Here is a 15,909-nt window from a genome sequence, read left to right as displayed (position 1 = left end):
CACGATACCTTGCATTACAAGGATCATCGTTGGACTGCTGCATGCGGATGTCTGACTGAACTGTATGACAAGATACCTTGTATCGCAAGGTATCTTTCATTACCCTGCGCAACGCGGATGGAATTGCTGCTTTTTCACCACAGCGCCGCGTTTCGCGCTGCATTGCAAAAAACGGATTTGCGGCCATACTTTAGCCATGCCGATGAGTTACCGATTGACATCAATCTCCCGGAGAAACTAACGATGGCGCTGGCTTCCAAACCTTCTATCGCATTGGTGTTGGGCGGCGGCGCCCCCAATGCCACCCTGATGGCCGGCGCGCTGGTGGCGCTGGCCGAAGCCGGAGTGGAATTCGACATCGTCTCCGCCTCCGGCGCCGGCGCCATCGTCGGCCTGCTGTACGCCGCGCCCAGACAGGGCGACGCCATCGCGGCGCTGAGCAAGCTGGCCGATATGGGCGTATCCGACCCGCTCTACAAGCTCTTCCCGATCAATTACAAGGTGTTCAACAAGCCCGGCCAGCTGGCGGATGCCTGGCGCGCCCTGCAGGGGCGCAATCCGCTGCTGCAGGCCATCCAGCGACAGGCGGACGATGGGCCGGCTCAGCGGCTGCTGGCGGACTGGACCGGGCTGCTGCTGGCCACGCTATGCCCAAGCGATCTGAGCAGCGACAGCCAGGGCCTGTGCGCGCATGTGCCATTCATCGAACAGGTTGTCGATTTCGCCAAACTGAAAGATTTCCAACCGGCGTTCTACCTCAACGCCTACAACATCACCCATGGCCACATGCGTTGCTGGGACAAGCACGAAATCACCCACGACCACTTCCTGGCGGCGCTGTCCTTCCCTTTCATCTATCCGCCGTACAAGCTGGATGACGGCGACTATATCGAAGGCGCGGCCATCGACACGCTGAACTTCAAGCGGCTGTTCGAGCTGCATCCGCACATCGACTACACCATCGTGTTCGACGTGCTCGGCAGCAGCCGGCTGCTGCACCCGCCGCGCGACCTGTACGATGCCTGGGTGCAGTCCATCATCGCGCCGCTGACCGCCATCGCCCGCGACGACCTGCGGCTGTTCGAGGCGCTGCACAACCGCGACGCAAACGGGCGGCCGCGCACCGAACTGATCCGAATCAATTTCGACGCCCATATCAGCCAGGAAGGCCACCGCGAAGAGCTGGATTGGTCCTACTCCAATCTGGCCAGGCTATATCAAGCCGGCTACCAGGCGGGCAAAGACGCCTGCCGTCAGTATGGACGGCAGCTGGGCCTGTAAAATCGGCCAGCGGTAGCCTGCATCTGTCCCGGCCATACTGAAGCTTCGCCGCGGCGCCGCGCGCCTGGCGGACGATCCCGTCGAATCCTCTTGCTAGGGGCTGTTGACGTTTGGTGAGCGGTCGCGCCGGGATGCGTTTTGCGACGAATCGAGGCGTTTCGCGCGCCGCATAGTCATTCTCTGCCAGCGCGGAATAACGAAGAGTCGGCGCGAAAGGCGCCCGGCCCTGCGGGTTTGGCCGCTTTGGGCCGGAAGCCACGTTGCCCAGCCCTTGCATAGAATGACTATGCGTCGGACTGTGCGCCTTGCTTCCGGCCCAAATCGGCTCAAACGCGATCCACTCACCAAACGTCAACAGCCCCTAGGAGACCGCCATGGCCTTCCCCACCGCAGTCAACAATCAAATCACCGATGCCGTCACCCAAGCCAATGTCAAAGTGGTGGGGGATGGCCCGGCCATGGCGCTCGGAAACCTCTACCAGTCCCTCGCCCACTCCACAGGCATCGTGTTCGAAAACGCCGTCTCGTCGCAGCAGCAGCTCGCCATCGCGGGCCAAGCCGGCAGCAACCAGGGCGTGATCCAGATCTACAGCGTGGACATAGGCGGCCAGGCGCTCGGCCCCATGGATGCGGCCGAAATAGAAGCGCTGATCCAGCAGCTGAAATCCGAATAGGCGCGCGCCAAATGTGAAAAAGGGCTGCCATGTCTGGCAGCCCTTTCGTTTCGATCAAGCGCGCGGCCCGATCAATACCACTCGATTCCCGGTTTCTCGGTGCTGATGATGGTGCCGGCCTCGCCCTTGACAATCCTCTCGATGTCTTCCAGCGCGCCGATGACCGCGCGCTTGCCGGTCAGGCGGGCAAACTCGCAGGCAGCCTCCACCTTCGGACCCATGGAACCGGCGGCAAAGCCGAGCTTGTCCATCTCGTCCGGGTGCGCCTGGCGGATGGCCTTGGCCTCCGGCGTGCCCCAGCCGACGAACACGCTTTTGACGTCGGTGGCGATCACGAAGTAATCCGCATCGATCTCGCGCGCCAGCAGCGCCGAGGCCAGGTCTTTGTCGATCACCGCTTCCACGCCGACCAGCTTGTCGCCCTCGTACATGGTGGGAATGCCGCCGCCGCCGGCGGCGATCACCACCACGCCCTTTTCGATCAGCCACTTGATCGGGCGCATTTCGAAAATGCGCTTCGGTTTCGGGCTTGGCACCACGCGGCGGTAATACTGGCCATCCGCCTTGACGCTCCAGCCCTTTTCCGCGGCCAGCTTATCGGCCTCTTCCTTGGAATAAACCGGGCCGACGAACTTGGTCGGATTCTTGAACGCCGGATCATTGGCGTCCACTTCAGTCTGGGTCAGGATGGTGGCGATGGGCACCTCGAAGGGCAGCACATTGCCCAGCTCCTGCTCCACCATATAGCCGATCATGCCCTCGGTCTGCGCGCCCAGCACATCCAGCGGATACGGCGTCACCGTGTCATCCACGTGACGGGCGTAGGCATCGTTCTGCAGGCCCAAAAGGCCCACTTGCGGCCCGTTGCCGTGGCACATCACCAGGTTATGTCCCAGCCGGGTGACGGCGGCCAGTTGTTCGGCCGCCACTTTGACGTTGGCGCGCTGGTTATCCGCGGTCATGGCCTCGCCACGACGTTGCAGGGCGTTGCCGCCCAAAGCTACGACGACTCGCATAAATCTTCCTTCCGAATACGGTCAACGAAACCGGCCAAGGACTCCGGTCAGGAGGCCTTGGCCGGTTGATGTGTGATCGGGCCGGACTCGCCGGCCCAAGCCCGGGCTTAGTCGCCCAGCGTAGCCACCAGAATGGCCTTGATGGTGTGCATGCGGTTCTCGGCCTGTTCGAAGGCGATGCAAGCCTCGCTCTCGAACACGTCCTCGGTCACTTCGATGCCGTTGGCCAGTTCCGGGTACTGCGCGGCGATTTCCTTGCCTACCTTGGTTTCGCTGTTGTGATAGGCCGGCAGGCAGTGCATGAACTTCACTTGCGGGTTTTCCGCGGCGGCCATCAGCGCGCTGTTGACCTGATACGGCTTCAGCAGACGGATGCGCTCGGCCCACACTTCTGCCGGCTCGCCCATGGACACCCAGACGTCGGTGTGGATGAAGTCGGTGCCCTTGACGGCTTCCTTGGCGTCTTCGGTCAGCGTGATGCGGGCGCCGGTGCGCTTGGCGATCTCACGGCACTCGGCCACCAGTTGGTCAGCCGGCCACAGATGCTTCGGCGCGCCGATGCGCACGTCCATGCCCAGCTTGGAGCCGATCACCAGCAGCGAGTTGCCCATATTGTTGCGGGCGTCGCCCAGATAGGTGTAGCTGATCTGAGAGATGGGCTTGTCGGTGTTTTCCCACATGGTCAGCACGTCGGCCAGCATCTGGGTCGGGTGCCATTCGTCGGTCAGACCGTTGTACACCGGCACGCCGGCAAACTTGGCCAGCTCGTTTTCCACCATGTCCTGGTCGAAGCCGCGGTATTCGATGGCGTCGTACATGCGGCCCAGCACGCGGGCGGTGTCTTTCATCGACTCCTTGATGCCGATTTGCGAACCGGACGGCCCAAGGTAGGTCACATTGGCGCCTTGGTCGTAGCAGGCCACTTCAAAGGCGCAGCGGGTGCGGGTGGAGGTTTTTTCAAAGATCAGAGCAACGTTCTTGCCCTTAAGGTGCTGCTGCTCGGTGCCGGTATATTTGGCGCGTTTCAGGTCGCGGGCCAGGTCCAGCATGTAACGGATTTCACGCGGGGTGAAGTCCAGCATTCTCAGGAAGTTACGGTTGCGCAGATTGAAAGCCATGATATTGCTCCTGATTAGAGTCTGGGCAAGCCGGCCGTCGCTCCCTAGGGAGCCGGCGGTCAACCTGTCTTATTGCAAACAAACTAGAACTAGATACGGATTCTCAGCCCCGGCCGGGCTCGCCGGCCGGGAAAAACAGCCTTACACCTTCACTTCGTCGCGGATGATCGGGCAGGTCATGCAGTGGCCGCCGCCGCGGCCGCGGCCCAGCTCGGAAGCCGGAATTTCGATCACTTCCACGCCGTGCTCGCGCATCAGGCGGTTGGTATAGGTGTTGCGGTCGTAAGCCACCACCACGCGGCGGTCCAGCGCCACCACGTTGTTGCCGTCGTCCCACTGCTCGCGCTCGCGCTGGTAGGCGTCGCCGCCGGTCTGGATCACGCGGATTTCCTTGAGGCCCAGCGCCTGGCGCACCACTTCCACCAGTTTGACGCCTTCATGGCGCTCGAAGCGGATCTCGCCTTCGCGGTCGCCGGCATAGATGCTGGTGCAGGTGACTTCGTCGACCACATCCGGGAACACCGACAGCAAGTCGATGTCGAGGAAGCTGAACACGGTGTCCAGGTGCATCGCGGCGCGGGACTTCGGCATCTGGCAGGCGATGACGCGCTTGGCGCCGCCTTCCTTATGCAGCACGCGCTTGGCCACTTGCACCACGGCTTGCGGGCTGGTGCGCTCGCCCATGCCGATCAGCACCACGCCGTTGCCGATAGGCATCACGTCGCCGCCTTCCAGCGTGGCCGGGCCGTGATCGCTATCGCAACCGCCCCACCATACATTGACCTTGCCGGCGAACATCGGGTGGAATTGATAGATGGATTGCAGCACCAGCGTTTCCTGGCGCCGAGCCGGCCAGTACATCGGGTTCAGCGTCACCCCTTCGTAAATCCAGCAAGACGGGTCGCGCTGGAACAAGCTGTTCGGAATCGGAGGCAGCACGAAATCGGAACGATCCAGATAGCCGCCGAACAGGCCTTTCGGGTCGAACGGCAGTTCAAACTTGGCGATGCCGCCCACCATGTGATCGGCCAGTTGGGACGAGGGCATTTCGTTCAGCCAGCTGCGCAGATCATGCAGCATGCCGATACCCACGTTGTCGGCCTTGATTTTGCGGTCCAGGATCCAGTTGCGGGCGGCCTTGTCGTCCAGCACCTTGGCCAGCGCATCGTGCACTTCAACCACCTCGATGCCGCGGGCCCGCATCTGTTCGACCATGTAGGCGTGGTCCTTCTGCGCGCGCTCCACCCAGATCACGTCATCAAACAGCAGATCGTGGCAGTTGTCCGGAGTCAGGCGCTTATGGGCGAGTCCGGGACGACACACCATCACGGTTCGCAGCTTGCCACACTCGGAATGAACACCAAACTTGGTCATAACGATACTCCTTGAGTCTTGTTTGACTTCAGGGGCGGGCTATCCGCCCCCACGACTGGTTTCGAAATCTTTCGCTTACAGACCGATCTGACCGACCGCCAGCATGTAGACGGCGATCACGGCCAGGACCACCACGATGGCGGCCAGCACGGCTTCGATCAGGTTGAACGGCTTCTGGCCCTGCTCTTTCTTGGCCCACAGGTAGAACAGCAGGCCCGGCGCGTACAGCACCATGGACAGGAACAGATACTTGGGACCGGCGGCGTAGATCAGCCAGGCGCCATACACTGTGGCCAGCGCGGCGGTCCAGAATTCCTTGGCGGTGCTTTCGCCCTGGGCGTAGCCTTCGCCGCGCTTGGCCACCAACAGCGAGTAGCCGGCGCACAGCAGGTAAGGAATCAGGATCATCGAGGTGGCCAGAGACAGCAGCGCCAGGTAGCCGGCCGAACTCTTCAGGGTGATCAGCAGGAACAGCTGGATCAGGCCATTGGTCAGCCACAGCGAGGCGGCCGGGGTTTCATTGGCGTTCAGGGTGCCGAACACCTTGGGCATCACGCCGTCCTTGCCGGCGAGGTAAGGCGCTTCGGCGGCCAGCAGGGTCCAGGCCAGCAAGGCGCCGCCGACCGAAATCACCAGACCGGCGTTCATCAGGTTGGCGCCGAAGGTGCCGAAGGCCTTTTGCAGCACATAGGCGGTGGACGGGTTCTTCAGGGCGGCCAGTTCCGGCTGGGTCATCACGCCCAGCGACAGCACCGACACGGCGACCAAGAGCGCGATGGTCAGCAAGAAGCCGATCACGGTCGCCTTGCCCACATCCTTCATGCTTTCGGCGCGGCCGGAGAACATCGAAGCGCCTTCGATGCCGATGAACACCCATACCGTCACCAGCATGGTGCTCTTCACCTGATCGACGATGGTGCCGAGCTTGGCGTTGCCCCAGAAGTCCAGATTAAAGGTATCGACCTTGAAGGCGAACACGATCAGCGCGATGAACAAGGCCAGCGGCACCAGCTTGGCCACCGTGGTGACGGTGTTGATGAAGGCCGCGCCATGCACGCCGCGCAGCACCAGGAAGTGCAGACACCACAGCACGACGGAGGCGCAGATGATGGCGGTGGGCGTGTTGCCGTCGCCGAAGGCCGGAATCCAGAAGCCCAGGGCCGAGAACATCACCACAAAGTACGACACATTGCCGATCCAGGCGGAAATCCAGTAACCCCAGGCCGAGTTGAAGCCCATATAGTCACCGAAACCCTCTTTGGCATAACCGTAGACGCCGCCCGACACCTCCGGTTTGCGCGAGGCCAGCATCTGGAACACGAAGGCCAACGCCAGCATGCCGACGAAGGTGATGGCCCAGCCTATCAGGATGGCGCCGGCGCCTGCTCCGGCCGCCATGTTCTGCGGCAGCGAGAAGATGCCGCCGCCTATCATCGAGCCGACGACCAGCGCCGTCAGCGCGCCTAGCTTCAGCCTGGGCGATCCGCCCTCGGCTACGCCGGCTTGGCTTGCAGTTTCAGTAGACATTTTCATTCTCCGATCAGGGATGTAAACCGTTATTCATTATTAAATTCTTATCATCTGAAATTATGGTATACCCCGTTAATTCAGGGTCTCCAGACGAGTCGTCGGCTCGATTGACTTACATCAAGCGCTCATGATGGACAAAATGCCGACCTACTGCGGATGCGACCAAAGCTTGCAACAAGGCGTCATGCGATACGGCGGAAAATCATGAAAACAGCGGCCGGCTCAGCAACAACATTCAAGATAGAAAGTCTGAATGAAAAGAAAAGGCGGGATGGCGGACAACATGATCCAGCGCAAAAACTGCGGAAAATTTACAAATCAATCATGGACTTGAAGAATAGCAGGCGCTCTCCCGCGCGGCAGGAGAAAAAAAAGGCGGATACGGCCCACCACCGTATCCGCCAACACACACATCAAGAGGAAATGCCAAAACTACGGGAATGAATCCTTACTTGCCCGGCTTGTTGATGTTCTTGAAGATCACCCAAACCGCGCCGATCACTACCAGCGTAGCCACCACTATCGTCAACAGACTGAGGCGGCCCACATCGTCCGATACCATCAGGGTCAGCAGCTCCATCGTGTTCTCCTCGCAGGTTCCGCGCCTAAGCGCCCTTGCTAACGACATAATAACCACTTTAACGATGTTGAAATTGACCCATGTCAATCCGATGCATCCTCGCATGACAAACAAAAAGCCCCAGGTCCATGCCTGGGGCTTTTCATAAACAGATCAGCAGCTTGTCTACTTTCCGCCGCCCATATCCTTGGCCAGGAAGAAGGCGTCGGAAAAGAACTCGTCCTCCGGCAAGCCGCGCTCACGCGTGAAGGTGCCATGCGCCGCCTCCACCATCACCGGCGCGCCGCAGGCGTACACCTGGTGGCCGGACAGATCGGAGAAGTCTTCCAGCACCGCCTGGTGCACAAAGCCGGTGCGGCCCGTCCAGTTGTCTTCCGGCAAGGCTTCCGACAGCACCGGGATATATTGGATGTGCGGATGCGCGGCGGCCCAGCCTTCGGCCAATTCCGCCATGTACAAATCCGCCTTGGTGCGGGCGCCCCAATAGAAAGTCATCGGCCGGGTGATGCCGTGCTGGATGGCATGCTCGATGATGCCCTTGACCGGCGCGAAGCCGGTGCCGCTGGCGATGAAGACGATCGGCTTGTCGGACTCTTCGCGCAGGAAGAACGAGCCCATCGGCCCCTTGAAGCGCATGATCTCGCGCTCCTTCATCTCATGGAACACATACTCGGAGAACGAGCCGCCCGGCTGATGGCGGATATGCAGCTCCAGGAAAGCATCGTCGTGCGGCGCGTTGGCGATGGAGAAGCTGCGCTTCTTGCCATCCTTCATCAAAATATCAATGTATTGGCCGGCGCGGAATTGCAGCCGCTCCGACACCGGCAGCTTCAGCTTCAGCACCGCCACGTCGTGGATTTTCTCGATTTTTTCCACGCGGCACGGCAGCGTCTTGATCTGAATGTCGCCCATGCCGGTCACCTCGCGCACCTCGATGCTGACATCGCCCCGCGGCCGCGCGCAGCAGAACAAAGCCATGCCCTGGGCCTGCTCGGCCGAGGTCAAGGCCTTTTCCTGGAAACCGTCCTGGCTGACCTCGCCCTCAACCACCTTGCCTTTGCAAGCGCCGCAGGCGCCGTCGCGACAGCCGTATGGCAGGCCCACGCCCTGACGCAGGGCGGCCTCAAGAATCGTTTCGTGCGCTTCCACACCGAATGTATGCCCGCTCGGGAGCACTTTCACCTGGCAAGTCATGTCGTATCTCAATCCTGAATTCTGGCTAAAATGCACACCATGCGTACCTTGCTCATCATAGGCGCCGGCGATGTCGCTCGGCGCGCCCTCCCCCTGCTGCTGCGCCGCTGGCGGGTATTGGTCCTCTGCCGGACCGAAGAAGCCGCCGCGCGTTGGCGCGCGCTGGGCGCCCAGCCAATGCTCGGCGATCTGGACAACGCCGCGAGCCTGGGACGGCTGGCCGGCTTGGCCGACGCCGCGCTGCTGACCGCCCCGCCTCCGCCTAGCGGCAAAAGCGACCCGAGAATGCGCAAGTTGTTGTACGCGCTGGCAAAAGCGGACAGCATACCACAGCAATGGGTGTACATCAGCACCAGCGGCGTGTATGGCGACGCCGCTGGCCGTTGGCTGGATGAGACCGCGGCACTGCGGCCGCACAACGAGCGCGCCTGGCGGCGGGCCGACGCCGAAACGGCCTTGCGCCGCTTCGCCATCCGTCATGGCCGCGCGCTGACCATCCTGCGGGCACCCGGCATCTACGCCGACGACAGGCTGCCGCTGTCGCGCCTGTTCAATCAAACGCCGTTGATAGCAGACGCCGAAGACAGCTGGAGCAACCACATCCACGCCGACGACTTGGCGCGGCTGTGCGTGGCGGCCCTGTCCCGCCGCCACGGCATCCGCGTCTATAACGCCTGCGATGCGTTGCCGCTGCCGGTCAGCCGCTGGTATCGGGCGCTGGCCGAAACGCTGGACCTGCCCTGCCCGCCGCAGCTGCCGCGCGAGGCGGTCAAGGCCAGCGTTTCGCCGCAGCAATGGTCTTTTCTGGGCGAGTCGCGCCGGCTGGACAACAGCCGGATCCTGCGCGAGCTTGGCGTCGCGCTGCGCTGGCCCAGCGTGCTGGATTATCTGGCGGCATTGCGACAAGATCCGGCCCGGCGCGCGGCAATACTCGCAAGCCAAGCCGAGATTCGGTAACATCGCGGTTTTTTTGAGTTTTCAGCAGGCCAGCAAAATGGAAAATCCGGATTTCAAACGCTCGATCCGCAGCTTTGTGCTGCGGCAGGGCCATTTGTCCACGGCGCAACAGCGCGCCATGGACGAAGGCATGCCCAAATGGGGCATTGAGTACCGCCCCGAGGCGATCGACCTGGAACAGGCCTTCGGCCGCGCCGCGCCGAAAATCCTGGAAATCGGCTTCGGCATGGGCGGCGCCACCGCCGAAATCGCCGCGTCCAATCCGGACAAGGACTATCTGGGCATAGAAGTGCATGGCCCCGGCGTCGGCAATCTGTGCAAGCTGATCGCGGAAAAAGAGCTGACCAACCTGCGGCTGATGCGTCACGACGCGGTGGAAGTGCTGGACAATATGCTGCCTGACGGCTGCCTGGACGGCGTGCATATTTTCTTCCCGGACCCGTGGCATAAAAAACGCCACAACAAACGCCGTCTGATCCAAGCGCCGCTGGTGGCCAAACTGGCCAGCAAGCTGAAGCCCGGCGGCTACTTCCACGCGGCGACCGACTGGGAAGACTACGCCATCCAGATTCTGGAAGTGCTGAACGGCAACGCCGATCTGGAAAACACCGCCGACGGCTATGCGCCGCGCCCGGACTACCGCCCGCTGACCAAGTTCGAAGCGCGCGGCATCAAGCTGGGCCACGGCGTGTGGGATGTGATCTTCCGCCGCAAGTAAGCCAGTCCGGAACCGCTCCGCAACGACCCGCCGACGCGGGTCGCTTGCGTTTTGCGCGGCCTATCGCGCCAGCAAGGCCTTGATGTCGTCCACCAGCTCATGCGGCTCCACCGCCGGCTCGTAGCGCTTCACCACCCTGCCGCGGCCATCGATCAGAAACTTGGTGAAGTTCCATTTGACCGGATGCGGATGATCGGAATCGGCTTGGGTCAGCCAGCGCCACAGCGGGTGGGCGGCTTCGCCATTGACTTCCAACTTGGCGAACAGCGGAAAGCTCACGCCGAACCGTCCCCAGCAGAAGGCGACGATTTCCTCCTCGCCGCCCGGCTCCTGGCTGCCAAACTGATTGCAGGGGAAGCCGAGCACGCTGAAGCCCTGGCCGGAAAAATAATCGTGCAGCTCCTGCAGGCCGGCATATTGCCGGGTATAGCCGCATTCGCTGGCGGTATTCACCAACAAGGCCACGGTGCCCGCGTAGGCGGAAAGCGCCTGCTCGGCGCCGTCCGCCCGCTTCGCGCTAAAATCGTAGAGCGTGGTCATGGCATCCTCCGTCCCGTATAATGCCGCAGCCTGCAAGGCAGCCGCCTGCGACCGTGATTCCTGAGCCGGATGCCGCGGCGCGCCCGCGCCGCCATCCGTCCCGTTACCGCCCGAGGTCTTCACCGATGTTGTTCAACCCCAGCCGCCAGGACGCCCGCCGTTTCTTCTTCGACACCTGGAGCAAGTCCAAGTCCGGCCAGCCCTTGTCCGATCTGGAACAAATCGTCCTATCCATTCTTATAGACCACCCGGAGTATCATCCCATCCTGGAAAATCCGGATGCCTTCATGGAGCAAGAGTGGACGCCGGACATGGGGGAGACCAATCCCTTCCTGCATCTGGGCTTGCACGTGGCCATCGCCGAGCAGCGCTCCATCGATCAACCCTTCGGCATCCGCGCCTTGTATGCCCAGCTGGCGCTGCGACATGGCGACGAACACCGCGCCCAGCACGAGCTGATGGAATGCCTGGGCGAGATGATCTGGCATGCCCAGCGCTATGGCGGCGGACCGGACGTCAACCGCTACATTTCCTGTGTCCGCGGCAAGCTGGGCATGGGTGAAGAAGAGCAGCCGCGCGTCAATCCCAACGATATCCCGGATTAGGCGAAAAATACCGTGGCGGGCAAGCCGGCTACGGCGCAATACACGAGGCTGCGCCGGCCGGCCCCCCTCCCACCGCAAAAGCGTCTCGCCAGTCAGATTAAACCAGACGGTTGGCTGGCTCGCCGCGGACAAAGGCCTCGATGTTGTCCACCAGCTGCGCCGCCAGCCGGCGCATCGCCTCGCCACTGGCCCAGCCGACGTGCGGCGTGACGATCAGATTCGGCAACCTGGCCTTCAACAGCGGATTGTCCGGCGCGGGCGGCTCCACGCTCAGCACGTCGAAGCCGGCGCCCCCGAGTTGGCCGTACTTCAGGGCGGCCACCAGATCGGCCTCGTCCACCAGGCCGCCGCGGGCGGTATTGATCAGGATGGCGCCGGGCTTCATCGCCATCAGCTCCGGCTGGGCGATCATGCCGCGCGTCTCATCGGTCAAGGGGCAATGCAGCGAGATCACGTCGGCGCGCGCCAGCACCTCGCCGAACGGCACCCGGCCCTCCCTCGCCTGCGCCAAGCCCTTGCGCTCGGCAAACAGCACCTCCATGCCGAAAGCCCGCGCCATGCCGGCCAGCTCCCCGCCGATGCCGCCTGAGCCGACGATGCCCAGCACCGCGCCGCGCATCTCGCGGATGGGCGCGCCGAAATGGCAGAACTGCTTGGCCTGGCTCCATACGCCGGCGGCGACATCGCGCTGGTAGGCCGGCAGATTCTTCATTAATGCCAGCATCAGCGTCAGCGCGTGCTCGGCGACGGTATGGTCGCCATAGTGGCGGATATTGCACACTGCGACGCCGCGCGCGCGGCAGGCTTCCAGATCGACATGGTTGTAGCCGGTGGCGGCGATGGCGATCAGCCTCAAACGCGGCAGCCGGGCGATGGTCTCGCCCGACAGCGGCGCCTTGTTGCTGATGATGATATCGGCCTCGATGGCGTGATCGACCATCTGCTCAGGCGAAGTCGCGGGATATTCGCGGTAGTGGGCGGGAAAGCTGAAAACGGGAACCGGGACAGGCAGGCTGTCCCGGTCAAGAAACACGACGTTATGGGTCATTGCGTGGCGGTCATCGCTCGAAGGTGATCAAATCCCGATAGGCATGCCAGCTGGCCAGCGCCAGCACCGGCATGATGATGATCAGGCCCAGATAATAGGTGGCGAAACCCACCACCGTCATCGCCACAATGATAGCGGCCCACACGCCCATCGTCAGCACATTGCGATACACCGCGCGCACGCTGGCGATCATGGCGGTGACGGTGTCCACATCCTTGTCCAGCAACAGCGGTATCGACACCACGCTGACCGAGAACACCAGTTGGGCGAACAGGAAACCGACGGCGAAATAGGCAATCAGGAATTCCAGATTGTCGGCGTGGAAAGAGTCGGCGACGATCTCGTTCAGATTCGGCAGCGCGGCCGTGTCGTAGAACAGCGCGAACATCAATAAAGACACGCGAAACCAGCCGAACACCAACACAGCAAGCAATACGGCATACAGGCTGAAACCGGGCATATTGACGCGCCAGGAGGTCACGCTGTGCAGCAGCTTGACCCGGCCGTGGCCATCAAACGCCTCCATCTGCTTGGCGATGTCGTACAGGCCGATGGCCAGAAACGGGCCGGCGAGCAGGAAAATGGTGGCGAAAGTGATGACCAGCTCCGGCGCCTGATCGACATAAGCGCCCAGCAGATACGCCATCAGCACGAATATCGCGCCGTAAAACAGGCAATCGGCAGGGGCCTTCTGGAAGTCGCGGAAACCCTTGCGCAACCACTGCAGGGTTTGCGCCGGCTCCACCTTGCGCGGCACCGGGCGCACCTGTGGCGTTTCGTGATCATGATCGTGATGTAGCACATCCATGGCACACCCCCTTGGGTTGCATAAAGATTACAGGCAACGAGGCCTGAATTTCGTTATATGCCAAGCACGGGAAAACACAAAGCCGGCGGCCGGCTGCTACAATCGCCGCGTTGCAACCATTTGCGTGAAGGAATCAGCATGAGCGAATTGATCATCGAAGAACTGGCCCTCGGCGAAGGCGCCGAAGCCGTGGCCGGGCAGGAAGTCACCGTGCATTACACCGGCTGGCTGACCGACGGCACCAAGTTCGACTCCAGCAAGGATCGCATGCAGCCGTTCAGCTTTCCGCTGGGCGCCGGTTACGTGATCAAGGGTTGGGACCAGGGCGTGCAGGGCATGAAAGTCGGCGGCAAGCGCAAGCTGACCATCCCGTCCGAGCTCGGCTACGGCGCGCGCGGCGCCGGCGGCGTGATCCCGCCGCACGCCACGCTGGTATTCGAAGTGGAGCTGCTGCAGGTGGGCTGAGCCTCGATGCAGGCGGCAAAAAGGCCATCTCCTTGGAGACGGCCTTTTTCTTTGGGCGAAAATGCGCTTATTTTTTGACGCAAGCCATGCGGCGGCGGCGGTACCATACAAAGCCCCCCCCCAGCAGCAGCAAGGCGACTACGCTCAGGATGCCGGCCTGGCCTCTATGCACCATCATCATCAGCCAGTCGCGGTTGGCCGCGCCGTAGTAGCCCAGATAGACCCATACCGGCACCGAGATCAGCGCGGCGAAGCCATCCATCAACAGGAAGCGCCAATAAGGCACGCGGCGGGTCATGCCGGCCGTGATGAAGATGGGGGAGCGCAGCCCCGGCAAAAAGCGGGCGACAAACAGCACCCAATTGCCGTATTTCTCGAACTTCTCCTGCACCGCCTCGAAGCGTTCCTGCGTCAGGATGCGGGCGATGGGTTTGAAGCGCAGCACTTTTTGCCCAAAGATGCGGCCGGCCATGAACATGCAGCCGTCGCCGACCAGCACGCCGGCCATGCCGACCACGAACATATAGTGCACATTGGTGTAACCCAGGCCGGAAATCACGCCGCCGGCAACCAGGGTGATGTCTTCCGGAATCGGCACGCCAAACCCGCAAACCAGCAGCACCGCGAACACGGCGACATATCCGTAGCCGGTGAAGAAGTCTAAAAGTATCTGCAGAGTATCCATCGTTATTCCGTCTGTCGGCGATCAAGTCAGGGCGACATGGCGGCGGCAGGTCGGCTAAAGTCCAAGCACGGGGGTGTATAATAGCACACCTCCCCTTCACGCTTTCTTGACATGACTCGTCCTATCCGGCTGGAAATCTCCCTCTCGGCCATTCGCCACAATTTTCTGTTTACCCGCCAGCATGCCCAGGCCCGCCACCTGTTCGCCGTGATCAAGGCCGATGCCTACGGCCATGGTGTATTGGACACAGCAAAGACGTTGGCCGACCTGGCCGACGGTTTTGCCCTGCTCAATCTCGAGGACGCGGCGCGCTTGCGCGACGCCGGCATCGATAAGCCCATCGTATTGCTGGAAGGTCCGTTCGATGCGGCCGAAGCCGCGGCAATGAGCGGCTACCGCATCGGCGGCGCCGTCCATTCACAAGAACAGATAGCCTGGCTGGCCAAAGGTTCCGCCGAGCGCCCGGTCGAGGCGTGGCTGAAGGTCAACAGCGGCATGAATCGGCTGGGTTTCCGTCCGCAACAGGCCCACGACGCGCTGGCGAGCTTGCGCGCCCTGCCCACGGTCCGCCCCGCGGCGATCATGACCCACTTCGCCAGCGCCGACGACGATTACGGCGTGGCCGAGCAATGGGCCAACTTCGCGCCCGTCGCCGCGCAGAGCGGCCTGCCGGTCAGCGCCGCCAACTCGGCCGCCCTGCTGCGCCACCCGCGCACCCACGGCGACATCGGCCGTCCCGGCATCGTGCTGTACGGCGCCTCGCCGTTCGAGGACGCCACCGGCGACGAACTCGGCCTGCAGCCGGCGATGACGCTGTCCGCCGACATCATCGCCGTGCAGCAGCTGCAAGCCGGCGACGCCGTCGGCTATGGCCGCCGCTTCATCGCGGACCGCCCGATGCGCATCGGCATCGCCGCCTGCGGCTATGCCGACGGCTACCCGCGCATCGCCGCCAACGGCACGCCGGTGGCGGTGGATGGCCAGGCCAGCGGCACCGTCGGCCGGGTATCGATGGACATGCTGGCGGTCGACCTGAGCCACCTGCCGCAAGCCGGCATCGGCAGCCGCGTCGAGCTATGGGGCCCGCAAGTGCCGATTGAAAAAGTGGCCGCCTGCGCCGGCACCATCAGCTACGAGCTGATGAGCGCGGTCATGCCGCGGGTGCCGCGGCTATTGAAGGATTGAGCGCGGCGCAAGATCAAAAAAAAGGCTATGTCCCAATTACAAGTTGGTAACTATACTGAAGTAAGCCTCTCACCAGGAGCGTGATGATGGATACCCAGTCGTTTCAACGCCTGCTTGCCCAGCTAGATACC

General features: G+C 62.4%; 18 protein-coding genes. 8 read left to right on the top strand and 10 right to left on the bottom strand.

The window, feature by feature from the left end:
• Positions 1–243 precede the first annotated feature (243 nt).
• On the top strand, positions 244–1,281 hold the full coding sequence (locus QUG01_RS17530) for a patatin-like phospholipase family protein (protein ID WP_500831217.1): 1,038 nt from the start codon (positions 244–246) through the stop codon (positions 1,279–1,281).
• 374 nt (positions 1,282–1,655) lie between these two features.
• Positions 1,656–1,955, top strand: coding sequence for a RebB family R body protein (locus QUG01_RS17525; protein WP_500831216.1), 300 nt, complete (start codon positions 1,656–1,658; stop codon positions 1,953–1,955).
• 71 nt (positions 1,956–2,026) lie between these two features.
• On the opposite strand, the gene arcC is transcribed toward QUG01_RS17525, so the two are convergent.
• From arcC to arcD, 4 genes are all read right to left on the bottom strand, one after another.
• On the bottom strand, positions 2,027–2,971 hold the full coding sequence (arcC, locus tag QUG01_RS17520) for a carbamate kinase (RefSeq protein WP_103316563.1): 945 nt from the start codon (positions 2,969–2,971) through the stop codon (positions 2,027–2,029).
• A 107-nt stretch (positions 2,972–3,078) separates the two neighbouring features.
• Positions 3,079–4,089 carry an ornithine carbamoyltransferase gene (locus tag QUG01_RS17515; RefSeq protein ID WP_043621798.1) on the bottom strand — a complete coding sequence of 337 codons (1,011 nt, stop codon included), beginning with the start codon at positions 4,087–4,089 and terminating at the stop codon, positions 3,079–3,081.
• Positions 4,090–4,230: 141 nt separating this feature from the next.
• Complete coding sequence (locus QUG01_RS17510; RefSeq protein ID WP_500831215.1) at positions 4,231–5,463, bottom strand: arginine deiminase; 1,233 nt, start codon at positions 5,461–5,463, stop codon at positions 4,231–4,233.
• Between the two features lie 75 nt (positions 5,464–5,538).
• Complete coding sequence (gene arcD, locus QUG01_RS17505; protein ID WP_500831214.1) at positions 5,539–6,990, bottom strand: arginine-ornithine antiporter; 1,452 nt, start codon at positions 6,988–6,990, stop codon at positions 5,539–5,541.
• Between the two features lie 207 nt (positions 6,991–7,197).
• Between arcD and QUG01_RS17500 the strand changes: the two genes are divergently transcribed.
• Entirely contained in the window at positions 7,198–7,437 is a 240-nt protein-coding gene (locus QUG01_RS17500) for a hypothetical protein (RefSeq protein ID WP_500831213.1), read from the top strand.
• A 4-nt stretch (positions 7,438–7,441) separates the two neighbouring features.
• Here QUG01_RS17500 and QUG01_RS17495 read toward each other — a convergent pair whose 3' ends face one another.
• Positions 7,442–7,573, bottom strand: a complete 132-nt coding sequence (locus QUG01_RS17495) for a DUF3149 domain-containing protein (RefSeq protein WP_103316558.1) — start codon at positions 7,571–7,573, stop codon at positions 7,442–7,444.
• Between the two features lie 165 nt (positions 7,574–7,738).
• The gene (locus QUG01_RS17490) at positions 7,739–8,767 is read right to left on the bottom strand and encodes a CDP-6-deoxy-delta-3,4-glucoseen reductase (protein WP_500831212.1); all 1,029 of its coding nucleotides are present in this window, start codon (positions 8,765–8,767) and stop codon (positions 7,739–7,741) included.
• 39 nt (positions 8,768–8,806) lie between these two features.
• On the opposite strand from QUG01_RS17490, the gene QUG01_RS17485 reads away from it, so the two are divergent.
• Positions 8,807–9,724, top strand: coding sequence for an NAD(P)H-binding protein (locus QUG01_RS17485; RefSeq protein ID WP_500831211.1), 918 nt, complete (start codon positions 8,807–8,809; stop codon positions 9,722–9,724).
• Between the two features lie 37 nt (positions 9,725–9,761).
• Positions 9,762–10,442 (top strand): tRNA (guanosine(46)-N7)-methyltransferase TrmB, encoded by a 681-nt coding sequence (gene trmB, locus QUG01_RS17480; RefSeq protein WP_500831210.1) that lies wholly within the window; start codon positions 9,762–9,764, stop codon positions 10,440–10,442.
• 60 nt (positions 10,443–10,502) lie between these two features.
• On the opposite strand, the gene QUG01_RS17475 is transcribed toward trmB, so the two are convergent.
• Positions 10,503–10,982: a glutathione peroxidase gene (locus tag QUG01_RS17475; RefSeq protein WP_500831209.1), complete on the bottom strand. Its 480-nt coding sequence runs from the start codon at positions 10,980–10,982 to the stop codon at positions 10,503–10,505.
• A gap of 125 nt (positions 10,983–11,107) precedes the next feature.
• Between QUG01_RS17475 and QUG01_RS17470 the strand changes: the two genes are divergently transcribed.
• The gene (locus tag QUG01_RS17470; protein WP_199154701.1) at positions 11,108–11,587 is read left to right on the top strand and encodes a DUF1841 family protein; all 480 of its coding nucleotides are present in this window, start codon (positions 11,108–11,110) and stop codon (positions 11,585–11,587) included.
• 97 nt (positions 11,588–11,684) lie between these two features.
• Here the strand turns inward: QUG01_RS17470 and QUG01_RS17465 are convergent, their stop codons facing one another.
• Both QUG01_RS17465 and QUG01_RS17460 read right to left on the bottom strand, forming a co-directional pair.
• On the bottom strand, positions 11,685–12,635 hold the full coding sequence (locus tag QUG01_RS17465; protein WP_500831208.1) for a D-2-hydroxyacid dehydrogenase: 951 nt from the start codon (positions 12,633–12,635) through the stop codon (positions 11,685–11,687).
• 10 nt (positions 12,636–12,645) lie between these two features.
• The gene (locus tag QUG01_RS17460; RefSeq protein ID WP_500831207.1) at positions 12,646–13,443 is read right to left on the bottom strand and encodes a DUF2189 domain-containing protein; all 798 of its coding nucleotides are present in this window, start codon (positions 13,441–13,443) and stop codon (positions 12,646–12,648) included.
• A gap of 138 nt (positions 13,444–13,581) precedes the next feature.
• On the opposite strand from QUG01_RS17460, the gene QUG01_RS17455 reads away from it, so the two are divergent.
• Positions 13,582–13,908: an FKBP-type peptidyl-prolyl cis-trans isomerase gene (locus tag QUG01_RS17455; RefSeq protein WP_071109163.1), complete on the top strand. Its 327-nt coding sequence runs from the start codon at positions 13,582–13,584 to the stop codon at positions 13,906–13,908.
• Positions 13,909–13,975: 67 nt separating this feature from the next.
• Here the strand turns inward: QUG01_RS17455 and QUG01_RS17450 are convergent, their stop codons facing one another.
• Positions 13,976–14,593, bottom strand: coding sequence for a DedA family protein (locus QUG01_RS17450; RefSeq protein WP_500831206.1), 618 nt, complete (start codon positions 14,591–14,593; stop codon positions 13,976–13,978).
• A gap of 111 nt (positions 14,594–14,704) precedes the next feature.
• Between QUG01_RS17450 and alr the strand changes: the two genes are divergently transcribed.
• Complete coding sequence (gene alr / locus QUG01_RS17445; protein ID WP_500831205.1) at positions 14,705–15,778, top strand: alanine racemase; 1,074 nt, start codon at positions 14,705–14,707, stop codon at positions 15,776–15,778.
• Positions 15,779–15,909: the final 131 nt, after the last annotated feature.

The organism is Chromobacterium sp. CCUG 76385, assembly GCF_059916625.1.
The sequence above is the reverse complement of the archived record's forward strand: the minus strand, read 5'-3'. Positions and strand labels throughout refer to the sequence as shown.